The sequence below is a fragment of the Pengzhenrongella sp. genome, from assembly GCF_036565025.1.
GTDB lineage: Bacteria > Actinomycetota > Actinomycetes > Actinomycetales > Cellulomonadaceae > Pengzhenrongella.
In genome coordinates, this window is sequence record NZ_DATCNW010000196.1 from 1 (window position 1) to 12021 (window position 12021).

Annotated in this window: 10 protein-coding genes, 1 tRNA gene and 1 other RNA gene; 6 read left to right on the top strand and 6 right to left on the bottom strand. The window is 73.1% G+C overall.

Annotated elements, in window-relative coordinates:
• Window positions 1-414 (top strand): tyrosine-type recombinase/integrase (locus VIM26_RS11295; RefSeq protein WP_331951183.1); only part of this gene is annotated, 414 nt, incomplete at its 5' end.
• Between the two features lie 102 nt (window positions 415-516).
• Here VIM26_RS11295 and VIM26_RS11300 read toward each other — a convergent pair.
• The 4 genes from VIM26_RS11300 to VIM26_RS11315 all read right to left on the bottom strand — a co-directional run bounded on the left by VIM26_RS11300 (window position 517) and on the right by VIM26_RS11315 (window position 3490).
• Window positions 517-601 (bottom strand) — tRNA-Ser (locus VIM26_RS11300).
• 142 nt (window positions 602-743) lie between these two features.
• The gene (locus VIM26_RS11305; protein ID WP_331951184.1) at window positions 744-1553 is read right to left on the bottom strand and encodes an FAD:protein FMN transferase; all 810 of its coding nucleotides are present in this window, start codon (window positions 1551-1553) and stop codon (window positions 744-746) included.
• On the bottom strand, window positions 1550-2041 hold the full coding sequence (locus tag VIM26_RS11310; RefSeq protein WP_331951186.1) for an FMN-binding protein: 492 nt from the start codon (window positions 2039-2041) through the stop codon (window positions 1550-1552). Before VIM26_RS11310 ends, VIM26_RS11305 begins: the two co-directional genes overlap by 4 nt.
• A gap of 12 nt (window positions 2042-2053) precedes the next feature.
• On the bottom strand, window positions 2054-3490 hold the full coding sequence (locus tag VIM26_RS11315) for a ferredoxin reductase family protein (protein WP_331951188.1): 1437 nt from the start codon (window positions 3488-3490) through the stop codon (window positions 2054-2056).
• A 181-nt stretch (window positions 3491-3671) separates the two neighbouring features.
• Between VIM26_RS11315 and ffs the strand changes: the two genes are divergently transcribed.
• The 5 genes from ffs to VIM26_RS11340 all read left to right on the top strand — a co-directional run bounded on the left by ffs (window position 3672) and on the right by VIM26_RS11340 (window position 9126).
• An RNA gene (gene ffs / locus VIM26_RS11320) (signal recognition particle sRNA small type) lies at window positions 3672-3768 on the top strand.
• An 82-nt stretch (window positions 3769-3850) separates the two neighbouring features.
• Window positions 3851-5269 (top strand): FAD-binding oxidoreductase, encoded by a 1419-nt coding sequence (locus VIM26_RS11325; RefSeq protein WP_331951190.1) that lies wholly within the window; start codon window positions 3851-3853, stop codon window positions 5267-5269.
• A gap of 192 nt (window positions 5270-5461) precedes the next feature.
• Window positions 5462-7834 (top strand): DNA polymerase III subunit gamma and tau, encoded by a 2373-nt coding sequence (locus VIM26_RS11330; protein ID WP_331951192.1) that lies wholly within the window; start codon window positions 5462-5464, stop codon window positions 7832-7834.
• Between the two features lie 70 nt (window positions 7835-7904).
• Window positions 7905-8504, top strand: coding sequence for a recombination mediator RecR (gene recR, locus VIM26_RS11335; protein WP_331951194.1), 600 nt, complete (start codon window positions 7905-7907; stop codon window positions 8502-8504).
• Complete coding sequence (locus tag VIM26_RS11340) at window positions 8497-9126, top strand: DUF5063 domain-containing protein (RefSeq protein WP_331951196.1); 630 nt, start codon at window positions 8497-8499, stop codon at window positions 9124-9126. Before recR ends, VIM26_RS11340 begins: the two co-directional genes overlap by 8 nt.
• Window positions 9127-9658: 532 nt before the next feature.
• Here the strand turns inward: VIM26_RS11340 and VIM26_RS11345 are convergent.
• Window positions 9659-10885, bottom strand: coding sequence for an ABC transporter permease (locus VIM26_RS11345; RefSeq protein WP_331951198.1), 1227 nt, complete (start codon window positions 10883-10885; stop codon window positions 9659-9661).
• Window positions 10882-11973 (bottom strand): ABC transporter ATP-binding protein, encoded by a 1092-nt coding sequence (locus VIM26_RS11350; protein ID WP_331951200.1) that lies wholly within the window; start codon window positions 11971-11973, stop codon window positions 10882-10884. Before VIM26_RS11350 ends, VIM26_RS11345 begins: the two co-directional genes overlap by 4 nt.
• Between the last annotated feature and the right edge of the window lie 48 nt (window positions 11974-12021).

A 12021-nucleotide genomic window follows, 5' to 3' on the forward strand; every position in this document is an offset into this window, starting at 1 on the left:
GACACCACCAAGTCGCGGGCTGGGCGTCGCCAGATCGGGCTCCCCGACGAGCTCTGTGCCCTACTCCGGACCCACAAGACGAGACAAGACGCGGAACGCCTGCGCGCGGGTCAACTCTGGACGGCGTCGGAGGCGTGGATCTTCGCCACTGAGACGGGTGAAGCCATCAACCCGAGCACTGATCGCGGCCACTGGAAGGCACTGCTGGTGGCTGCGGGGGTCAGGGATGGCCGACTGCACGACGCTCGGCACACGGCCGCCACAGTGCTGCTGTTCCTCGGGGTGAGCGAGCGCATGATCATGGGCGTCATGGGCTGGTCCAACGTCGCGATGATCCACCGCTACGCCCACATGATCGATCCCATCCGCAAGGACATCGCCGACCGCTTGGGAGACCTGCTCTGGGGAGCCTGACGCCGCCTCCGCGAGGCCGACTGAGACTAAAACTGAGACTGGACACAGATCCGCCCCTCCGGGCTGGAAGCCTGAAGGGGCGGATTCGTGCTCAATCTTGCGCGGAGGATGGGGGATTCGAACCCCCGAGGGCTTTCACCCAACACGCTTTCCAAGCGTGCGCCATAGGCCACTAGGCGAATCCTCCTGGCCGGAAGAGGATACCGGACCGCGCCCGGTGGTCGGCACGCTCTCGATCGATCGTGCTCCACGTGTGGTCGGACTCTCACCTGGAACCGTGGGCGGAACCCGCCGCCGCGGGCGTTGGATCGGACGACGACGCCGCTCGGTCAGGCCTCGTTGCTCCAGCGGTGCACAGTCCCGTCCGCGAGCACGAGCATCCCGCTCGTCCCGTGCAGCGTGCGAACCCAGTCGATCGCGGACCGCCCGCGCGCGACGGCCGCCGTCGCCCAGACGTCGGCCCACATCAGCGACGGCCCGATGACGGTCGCGGAGACTACCTCGGTCGCCGGCTGCCCCGTGTGCGGGTCGAAGATGTGCGCGCCGCGCGCGGCGCTGCCGGAGGTGGCGACGCCGCCGTCGAACACCGGGACGCCTGCGAGGGTGCGCGTGGGGTCGCTCGGGTCCTCGATGCCGATCGTCCAGGGCTCGGGCTCGCTGCCGGAGCGCAGCAGGATGTCGCCGCCGGCGCCGATCGCGAGGCCGAGGTCGGGGAGGGTGTCGAAGTGGCGGGCCGCGCGGGCCACGGCCCAGGTCTTGACCAGGACCGTGGGGTCGAACCACCCCGGGTGGCCGGGGATGGCCCACGCGTTGACGTACCCGTCGGTGCGGATGCGGGCGGCCTCGCACAGCCGGTGGACCTCGCGCACGGCCGGGTCGGCGTCGTCCAGGGTGAGCTCGCCGCGGTTGAGGCGGCTGATCTGGGAGTCCTCGCGGTAGGTGCTGAACAGCGCGTCCGACGCCCGCAGGTCGGCGAACAGCTCGCGGGCGGCGCGCGCGGCGTGCGGGTCGCGCGCGCGGGGTCCGCGGGCGTGCACGCTGATCGGCATGCCCATGATCTGCTCGACCCACACGCGCCGTCGGGCGGGCTTGGCGGCGACCGAGCGCAGCGGCGCGGGCGCGGCCGCGGCGCGGTTCACAGCCCCGCCTGGTCGAGCGCGCTCTGCAGCGACTGCACGTAACCGTTGCTGGTGACGGTCGCGCCGGAGACCAGGTTGATGCTCGCCGAGCCGGCCGCGGTGGCCTCCTGGTTGAGGGTCGGGATCGCGTAGGCGTTGATCTGCTGGTCGTGCGGGTTCTGGTCCGGGTAGACGATCGCCTCGGCGGCGCTGACCTTGCCGCCGGCGACGGTGATGCGCACCTGCACGTCTCCCCACTGGGTCGAGGCGGTGGCGCCGTCGTACGTGGTGCTGGGCGTGGTGCTGGACGCGGTGCCGGAGGTCGTGCCGGACGTGGTGCCCGTGCTCGTTCCCGCGGCGGTCCCCGAGCTCGTGCCCGACGACGTCCCGGTCGTCCCGCCGCCTGCGGAGGCGGCGGGTGTCACAGCCCGGTTCAGGCTCGTCGGCCAGGAGAACAGCAGCACGAGGCCGGTGATGGTCGTGCAGATGGCAAAGACGATGCGACGCATGAGGTGCTCCCGCTACCAGGTGAATTGTTCGACATGGAGCGCGTCCGCCGGTACTCCGGCGACGCGAAGATCGCTCGCGACGGCCTCGACCCAGGGCCCGGCGCCGCAGACGTACAGGTCGCAGTCGGCCAGGTCGGGCACCAGGAGCCGGACGGCGTCCGGTCCCGACACGTGGCCGAGGTGCTCGGGCAGCCACGGCGTGCCCGACCTGCTGCGCGGCCCGACGAGGTCCAGCACCCACAGCGATCCGGCCGCGACGAGCCGGTCGATGTCGCCCTGCAGCGGTTGCTGCTCGCCGTCTCGGATCCGGCGCACCAGGGTCGCGGGGCGTGCGGCGGCGCCCGGGACGGCCGCGGCGTCCTGCAGCAGGGCGAGCAGCGGCGCGATGCCGAGGCCGCTGCCGAACACGACGAGCCGCGGGCGCGTGCGCAGGTCGGGGGTGAGCCGGCCGTACGGGCCCTCGATGAGCACCCGGGTGCCGGGCGCGATCTGGGCGATCCGCTCGCCGTCGTCCCCGCGGGTGCCCGCCGTGATGCGCAGCACGCCCGACGTCGGCGCGGCGGACAGCGACAGCGGGTGCCCGCGGGTCCATCCCGAACCGGTCCGGAAGCGCCAGACGAAGAACTGGCCGGCGGCGACGGGCAGGTGGGCCAGGCGGCGGCCGCTGATGTAGACCGAGACGACGCCCGGGGCTTCGGCGACCACGTGGCTCACGGTCAGGCGCTGCCGCCAGGACGTGCGCAGCGGGATCGCCACCCGGTACACCAGGACCGCGGCCAGGGCGACGGCGTACAGCGTCCACCAGTAGGCGGTCGCGACGGGCGAGGACAGGAAGTCGGTGCCGGTCCAGAGCTGGTGGGGCAGCGCGAGACCCGCGCCGAGGTAGGCGTACAGGTGCAGCAGGTGCCAGGACTCGTACTTCAGGCGGCGCCGCGCCGCGCGCACCGAGGTGACGGCGATCAGGATGAACAGCGCGGTCCCGGCGGTCGCGAGCAGCATCCCGGGTGCGGTGGTGATCAGGGACCAGAGCTCGGCCCAGAACCCGGTCTGTGCCAGGGCGGCGTAGCCGAGGGCGATCGCGACCGCGTGGGCGAGCATGAGGTTCACCGAGGTGAACCCGAGCAGGCGGTGCCAGCGGGTGATCTTGTCCTGGCCGAGGGGCCGTTCGACCCACGGGATCCGTGCCATCGCGAGGACCTGGAGCAGCAGGAAGTCCGAGCTCACCAGGCCGAGCAGGCGCCCGAGCGAGCTGAGCGCGGCGCCGGTGCCGGCCACGAGGGCCTGCACGCCGCCGTTCGAGACCCACAGCGCGACCACGACCAGCGAGGTCGCCCACACGACGACCCCGACCGCGTCCGCCCACCAGCGACGGCGTACCGGCGCGCGCAGGCGGGCGGCGGGTGCGGCGCCGGCGGGCGCTCGGTGGGAGGACGCGGTCTGGGTGGCCATGGCTCGAGCATTCCGGCGAGCGCTGGGGTGAGGCTGTTCATTTCCTGGGAGCCACCTTTGCGATCCGCCGCTGGAAACTGCGTCCGAGACGATGCCCGACGGCGTCCCTTTTGCCTGCCCTCGGGCCCTCGGCGGCTGTCCGGTGGCTTAGGTGCCTCCGTCTTGCTGAGTTAGGCTTGTCAACGACCCCTCGTGCGGCGTCACCCTGCTGAACTCCCCCAGGGCCGGAAGGCAGCAAGGGCAGGCGGGCTCTGACGGGTGTGCGGGGGGTCCTTATTTTTTGTTCGAGGATGGCCGCGCGCCAGCGAGCGACACACAATCTGGGAGCAACGCGATGGTGTACCGACCCGAAAGACGACCGTGACCGTGGCTCTGGGCGCCGATGCCCGGGCCCCCGGCGCGCGAACCCGCTCCCTGCTCGCCGAGCTGCGCATCGCGTTGCCCGCGGGCGCGGTGCTCACGGACGACGAGTCTCTGCGCGAGCGGGCGTTCGACGCCAAGGGAGGCCCGGCCGACGGCGTCCCGATCGCCGTCGTGCGGCCCGTGACGACCGCGCACGTGTCCGCCGTGGCGCGGATCGCGTACGCGCACGGCACGCCGCTGGTGCCGCAGGGCGCGATGAGCGGCCTCGCCGGCGGCGCGAACACCGTCGACGGCGCGATCCTGATCGACTTCGGCGCGATGAACGCGATCGTGCGGATCGACGCCGTCGACCAGGTCGCCGTCGTGCAGCCGGGCGTGGTGACCGAGACGCTCGCGCTGGCCGTCGCCGAGCAGGGACTGTTCTACCCGCCGGACCCCGCGTCGTCGACGGTGAGCACGATCGGCGGCAACATCGCGACCAACGCCGGCGGGATGCGGTGCGTGAAGTACGGCGTGACCGGGGACTTCGTGCGGTCGCTCGAGATCGTGCTGGCGGACGGGCGCATCGTGCGCACCAGCGCGCCGACGGTCAAGGTGGTCGCCGGCCTGGACCTCACCAGCCTCGTCGTCGGCTCGGAGGGCACCCTCGCGATCGTCACCGAGGCGACCCTGGCCCTGCTCGCCGCGCCGGGGGAGACCCAGGGCGTGTGCGCCACGTTCGCGACGTCCGCGGACGCGCTCGCGGCCGCCAACGCGATCATGGCCTCACCGCGCCGACCCAGCACGCTGGAGTTCCTGGACGGCGTCGTGCTCGCGGCGATCGCCGCCTACCTCCCGGACAGCGGCCTGCCCGCCGGGGCCCACGCCCTGCTGCTCGCCCTGACGGACTCCCGCGACGGCGGGGCCGACGACGTCGCCGCGTACGAGCGGATCGTCCGCGAGCACTCCGCGCTGGTGGTCGACGTCGCGACGGACCCGGTGCGGCTGGACGGCCTGCTCGCGGCCCGGCGCGCGTTCAACTCGGCGATCCGGGCGGTTCGCGGCGGGAGTATCGACGAGGACATCGCCGTCCCGCGCACCCGGCTGCCCGAGCTGCTCGAGCGACTCGACGCGCTCTCGGTCGAGGTCGGCCTGCCGATCGGCACCGGTGGGCATGTCGGGGACGGCAACCTGCACCCGGGCATCTGCTACGACCCCGCGGACCCGGCGCAGCTCGAGGCCGCGGAGTTCGCGCACAGCCGGATCCTCGCGCTGGCCGCTGAGCTGGGCGGGACGGTGACCGGCGAGCACGGTATCGGCGTCGAGAAGCTCGAGGCGCTCGACGTCGAGCTCGGCCCGACGGTCCGCGAGCTGCAGTGGGCGATCAAGGCCGCCTTCGACCCGACCGGCATCCTCAACCCCGGCAAGAAGCTCTAACCCCCCCCCGCGCTTGCGGGCTCGAGTTCGCCCTATTGACGCGAGTTCGCCGTTTTCGAATGGCGAACTCGCGTCAAAACGGCGAACTCGGCGCTCGGGCCGGGCTGGGCGCGCGCCGGCGGGTTGGGCGCGCGTTCCGCACAGCACGGCCGGGAGTCGTGGCCGTGGGCGCCGACGCCTAGAGTGCGGTGCGTGACGACAGCCCTGTACCGCCGCTACCGCCCCGAGATCTTCGGCGAGGTGATCGGGCAGGAGCACGTGACCGCACCTTTGATGCAGGCGCTGCGGACCGGCCGGATCAACCACGCCTACCTGTTCAGCGGCCCGCGCGGGTGCGGCAAGACGACGTCGGCCAGGATCCTCGCGCGCTGCCTGAACTGCGCGAAGGGACCGACGGACGTGCCGTGCGGCGAGTGCGACTCGTGCCGTGAGCTCGCGCGCGGCGGGCCGGGCTCGCTCGACGTGGTCGAGATCGACGCCGCGAGCCACGGTGGCGTCGACGACGCGCGGGACCTGCGCGAGCGCGCGACCTTCGCCCCGGCGCGCGACCGGTTCAAGATCTTCATCCTCGACGAGGCGCACATGGTGACGCCGCAGGGCTTCAACGCGCTGCTCAAGATCGTCGAGGAGCCCCCCGAGCACGTCATGTTCATCTTCGCCACGACGGAGCCGGACAAGGTCATCGGCACGATCCGCTCGCGCACGCACCACTACCCGTTCCGGCTCGTGCCGCCCGACGTGCTGACCGGATACCTCGAGCAGCTGGTCGCCGTCGAGGGGGCCAAGGTCGGCCCGGGGGTGCTCTCGCTCGTGGTGCGCGCGGGCGCAGGCTCGGTGCGCGACTCGCTCTCGGTGCTGGACCAGCTCGTTGCCGGCGCCGACGAGGAAGGGATCGACTACGAGCGGGCCGTCGCGCTGCTCGGCTACACGCCCGCCACCCTGCTCGACGACGTCGTCGAGGCGGTCGCCGCGGGCGATGGCGCGAGCGCGTTCCGGGTGGTCGACCGCATCATCTCGACCGGGCACGAGCCCCGCCGGTTCGTGGAGGACCTGCTCGAGCGGCTCCGCGACCTGATCGTGATCGCCGCCTCGGGTGCCGCCGCCGATTCCGCGCTGCGCGACGTGCCGGCCGACCAGCTGGTGCGAATGCGCGCCCAGGCGACGCACCTGGGCGCCTCCGAGCTGTCGCGCGCGGCCGACCTCGTCAACGCCGCGCTCGGTGAGATGACCGGCGCGACCTCGCCGCGGCTGCACCTCGAGCTGCTCGTCGCGCGCCTGTTGCTGCCCGCGGCCGACGACGGCGCGCTGGGTTACGCCGCGCGGCTGGACCGGTTGGAGCGGGCGAGAGGTCCGGTCGGTGCCGGTTCACGGGTTGCGGTCGAGGCTGTCGGGACTTCGGGTGCGGCGAGCGTTGCCGCGCCGAGCATCCCGCCGGCCGCTGCACCGCCGGCTGCTGCTGCTGCTGCGCCGGCCGCGTCACCGGCCACTCGAACGTCAGACCCAGCGCGGGGTATGCCGCGCGCTGGGTCCGACACGACCGAGACTACGGCCGCGAGGGCCGAGACGTCCGCTCCGTCCCCAAATGCGCCCATTCCTATCGCCGTGTCAGACGCTGCGGGGTCTCTGTCGCGCGCTGAGGCTGACAAGTCCGGAGGTCCGGGTCCGAACGCTCACGTGTCAGACGTAGCGCGGTCCGTAGGGCGCGCTGAGGCTGACAAGTCCGAGGGGCGGGGCCTGACCGCCGCTGTGTCAGACGCTGCGCGGGCTGTACCGCGCGCTGGGCCTGACAGGTCGTCGGGTCCGAGTCAGCCGGGGGGCCCGACGACGTCGTCTGCCGCGCCCGTGCCCGCGCCCGCGCCCGCGCCCGCGCCAGCGGCAGGGGCCGAGACGGAGGTGCTGCGGCGCCGCTGGCCCGAGGTACTCGAGACGCTGAGTCATCTCAAGAAGGCCACCTGGGCGCTGGTGAGTCAGAACGCGCTGATCGTCGACCTGACCACGTCCACGCTCACGTTGTCCTTCTCCGCGCCGGGACTCGCGAACGCGTTCCGCACGGGGCCGCACGCCGAGATCGTGCAGCGTGCGGTGCGCGAGACGCTCGGGTTCGACGTCCGCGTCGAGGGTGTGCTCGCCGAGGCGGGGGCGAACGGGGCCGCGGGCGGCGGCGCGTCGCCGTCGTCGGGCAGGGGAGCGTCGGGCGGCTCGTCCGGCGGGCCGCCGTCGGGCGCGCGGACCAGCGGTCCCGCGTCCGGGGTCGATCGAGCGCGGGCCGAGGCGTCGTGGGCCGACGTCGAGCCGCCCGACGACATCGAGCCCGTCGAGCACCCGAACGACCGTTCGGCCGGGTCGCGTGGCCAAGCCCAGAGTGCGCCGGCGAGCGCCCGGGCGGCCGGCGAGCACGCGCACGCCGATGCGCTGCGCGCCGCCGCCGCCGCGCCGCCCGCGGCCGAGGACTCCCCGCAGCCGGACGACCCGGACATCTCCACCTCGCAGCTGAGCGGCGCGCCGCTGGTCGCGCAGATGCTCGGCGGCATGGTGATCGACGAGCAGTTCGACGACGGGCAGTAGGGCCTGCTCGCCCCGCGCCGGACCTTCTCGACCGGCCCCAGGTGTGGGTCCGACGCCGTAGGCTTGCCGCGTGTACGAAGGCGCAGTCCAGGACCTGATCGATGAGCTCGGCCGACTGCCGGGCATCGGTCCCAAAAGTGCGCAACGAATCGCCTTCCACCTCCTCTCGGCGGACCCCACGGACGTGCGCCGGCTGGTCGACGCGCTCACCGAGGTCAAGGCGCGCGTGCGCTTCTGCGACATCTGCGGGAACGTCACGCAGGAGGAGACCTGCCGGATCTGCCGCGACCCGCGCCGTTCGGCCACGGTGATCTGCGTCGTCGAGGAGCCCAAGGACGTCGTCGCGGTCGAGCGGACCCGCGAGTTCCGCGGCCGCTACCACGTGCTCGGCGGGGCCATCAACCCGATCGCGGGCGTCGGACCGGACGACCTGCGGATCAAGGAGCTGCTCACGCGGCTCGCGAACGGGGAGGTCACCGAGGTCATCCTCGCGACCGACCCGAACGTCGAGGGCGAAGCCACCTCGACCTACCTGGCGCGGATGCTGGTGCCGATGGGCCTGACGGTCAGCCGTCTGGCCTCGGGTCTGCCGGTCGGCGGCGACCTGGAATATGCGGACGAGGTGACCCTCGGACGCGCTTTCGAAGGGAGGCGACGGATCAATGCCTGATGTCCCGACGCAGCAGGACGGCTCGACGGACGCGGACGCCGCAGCGGTCGACGTGGAGCTCGCAGCCGAGGCCGCAGACCTGCTCTCGGTCGCCCGCACGGTGGCCGACGAGGGCCGCAGCTACCTGAGCACGGTGACCGAGGTCGCCTCGGGCGCGAACCCGGACGCAGCGATCCCGCTGCTCCTGCTCGCGGTCTCCGACCTGCTCGCCGCCGGTGCGCGGCTGGGCGCGATGCTCGACGTCGTGCCGCCCGAGCGCTTCGAGCCGGACATCGGCCCGGAGCCCGACGTCGAAGCCCTGCGGCTCGCGCTCGCCAACATGCTCGAGGGGCTCGACGAGTACCCCGAGATCGTGGACCCGGTCCTCGGCCCCGAGATCGGCACGAGCTCGCTGTCGGGCGACCTGGTCTCGATCGCGGGCGCGGTCGACCAGGGCCTGCGCCACTTCGAGGACGGCCGCGTGCTCGAGGCCCTGTGGTGGTGGCAGTTCTCCTACCTGTCCAGCTGGGGCGAGCGCGCCTCGGGCGCCCTGCGCGTCCTGCAGGTCCTGCTCGGCCACCTGCGCCTCGACGTGGACGACGACGTCGCGGCCGAGGCCGAGTACGACGCAATCCAGGGCTGACCCCCAGCGAAGTAGCGAGTTGTCAGGCCCAGCGCGGGCTGTACCGCGCGTTGGGTCTGACAAGTCGAGCGTCGTGGGAGTTGTCAGTCGTTGCGCGGGCCATACCGCGCGTTGGGTCTGACAGGTCGGTCCAGCGAGTTCGAGCGAGCTCGCCGGGTATTCCGGATGCGTTGAGCGGCGGGTCCTGGACGTGGGTCGTGCCCGAAGGGGAGTTGCGCCGGATGCGCGCTCGAGGATAGGGCGGTGCTGCGCCGGATGCGCGCCTGAACCTGCTCAGTGCAGCGCTCTGTGCAGCCAACGCGCGCCAGGGGTGCACGTTCGATGCACAGAGCGCTGCACTGAGACCGCCGAACCGCGGTTCCCGGCGGCCACGCCCCGACGCCGGTCCCGGTCGGCCGCCGAGTTCGTCGTTTCCAGTCGAGTTCGTCGATCGGAAACGACGAACTCGGGTACGGATCGGCGAACTCGAGCCCTGCGTGAACCGGTGAAATCTCGCCGTCGGGGGCGCGGGATGTCCGCGGGTCGAAACGGGTCAGGCGACGCGGGTGCCGCGGGGGAGGGTGCGCTGCGGGATCGTCAGGCGGCGCACCGCGGTGACCAGACCGGCGGCGCCGAGCAGCAGGTTCGCGGCCAGCCCCCACGGCCAGACCGCGCTGCGATCCGGAACCCGCTTGGCGACGGGCGAGGGCGCGTAGTCCCCGTTCTCGGCTCCCGCATCCGACCCCAGCGCGGCGCCGGCTCCGTAGCTGCCGGTGCAGTTGTCCTGCTCGGTGCCCGGTCCCGTCCGGGCCTCGCGCACCGCGCTCCGGATCCCCTTGAGCGGGTCGAACCCGAACTGGTCGACCTTCCCGCGAGCCTGTGGGGCGGCGTCGGCCACGATCACGAACGGGTTGATGGCCAGCAGCCACCAGGTGCGCTCGGTGTGCGGCTGGCTCATCGTCTCGGTCCGCCACTGGCAGATCGGCGCCTTGCCGCTCTCGTAGTCGAAGTTCGCGGGCACGTCCCACACGCGCACCTGGTCGGTCGTCGTGATCGCCGGGAACGTCAGGCCGAAGACGATCGGGCTCAGCACCGTGAGCCCGGCGACCGTCAGGAACGTCAGCACCGCGGAGCCCGACGTGCGCGCGGTGAGCGCGGAGAAGCCGAGCCCGATAGCGCAGACGACCGCGAGCAGCACGGCGAGGACCAGCAGGCACACGATCATCGCGAGCACGGGCGTCCCGCCGGCGGCGAGCGAGGCGAGCAGGAACGGCACGCTCGCGGCGAGGAATGCCAGGGCGGCGACCCACGCGGCGACGAGCTTCCCGACGGCGATCTCGGCGGGCGTCAGCAGCGTCACCTGGAGGGTCGCGAGCGTGCCCGCGGTGCGGTCGCCGTTGATCGCCGTCGCGCTGAGCGTCGGAGAAACCAGCAGCCCGAGGAACAGCACGAAGAAGACGACCAGCCCGAAGATCATCGGCCCGAACAGCATCGGGGGCGGCGCGGGCGATCCGGCGTCGCTCGTGTAGCCCGTGCTGCCGAGCACCTGGTTCGTCGCGAACCAGGTCAGTCCCGTGATCGCACCGACCACGACGAACCACACCACGAGCGTGACGATCCAGCGGGTCGAGCGGACCCGCTGACGCAGGTCGAGCACCGCGACCGTCCGCACCCCGTGCCAGGACAGCCCCCAGGTCGGGTGCCGCAGCGGCGTGCCCGACCACGGCGGGACGGCACCCGGGCGGGGTCCGACCGCTTCGGTCTCCACGGACGCGCTCATCGCCGATCCTCCTCGAGGGCCAGATAGGCCTGTTCGAGCGCGCCACCGGCGGGGGCCAGTGAGGTGATCGGGACTCCCGCGGCGACCGCGTCGCGCAGCAGGACGGCCGCGCCGGCCTCGCCGTCGACCTCGATCAGGACGCCGCCGGGGCCGTCGAGCACACCGGGAACTGAGTCGGGCGGGGTGTCGCGGGGCTCGGCGTCGTCGGACCCCGCCGCGGCCGGCGCCGGGCGCGGGGAATCGTCGTCGGGCAGCCAGCCGGCGCCGACGTCGTCGAGCCAGGCCACGAGCGTCGCGAGCGAGAGCGAGCGCAGCCGCCAGGTTCGCCGGGCTGCCTGCGCGGTCGCCACGGTGCCGGCCCGGACGGTCCGGCCGCGGGAGAGGAACACGGCGTCGTCGGCCATCTCGTCAAGCTCGGTGAGCACGTGGCTCGAGACGAGGACGGTCTTGCCCTGCGACGCCAGCAGCCGCAGCAGGATCCGCAGGTCCACGCGCGAGCGCGGGTCGAGGCCGCTCGCCGGTTCGTCCAGGAGCAGCACGTCCGGGTCGTGGACGAGTGCGCGCGCCAGTCCGAGGCGCTGCTTCTGCCCGCGGGACAGCACGCTCGCGGGCCGGTCGGCGAGCTCGGTCAGGTGCACGGTCTCGAGCAGCTCGGTCACCCGTGCCGCAGCGTGTGCGCGTGGCAGCCGGTAGGCCGCCCCGAAGGTGAGCAGCACCTCGCGCGCCGTGAGCGAGTCCCAGGTGCCGAACGCGTCCGGCATCCAGCCGGTCCGCGCCCGAGCGTCCGGCCCGTGGGTGACCGGGTCGAAACCGGCGACCCGCACCTGCCCGGAGTCGGGTACCAGGAGCCCGGCGAGGATGAGCAGCAGCGTCGTCTTGCCCGAGCCGTTCGGGCCGACCAGTGCGGTGACGGCCCCGGCGCGGGCCGCGAGGTCGACGCCATCGAGCGCGCGGACCGAGCCGAAGGCCCGGTGCACGCCCTGCGCGCTGAGGCCCAGTGCGAGGTCCGGCCCGGGCGCGGCCGGCGGGCCACCCGAGGCGGGCGGGAGCGTGGCGGAGGGCGGGGCGGCGTCGGCGGCGATCGACATGGCTAGAACCTAGGGGAGCGGGCGCCGCCGATGCGACCACCGATAGGG

Coding starts and splice junctions, on each gene's coding strand:
- VIM26_RS11310 (WP_331951186.1), bottom strand. CDS start 2,041: ATGCGTCGCATCGTCTTTGCCATCTGCACGACCATCACCGGCCTCGTG.
- VIM26_RS11315 (WP_331951188.1), bottom strand. CDS start 3,490: ATGGCCACCCAGACCGCGTCCTCCCACCGAGCGCCCGCCGGCGCCGCA.
- VIM26_RS11340 (WP_331951196.1), top strand. CDS start 8,497: ATGCCTGATGTCCCGACGCAGCAGGACGGCTCGACGGACGCGGACGCC.
- VIM26_RS11345 (WP_331951198.1), bottom strand. CDS start 10,885: ATGAGCGCGTCCGTGGAGACCGAAGCGGTCGGACCCCGCCCGGGTGCC.
- VIM26_RS11350 (WP_331951200.1), bottom strand. CDS start 11,973: ATGTCGATCGCCGCCGACGCCGCCCCGCCCTCCGCCACGCTCCCGCCC.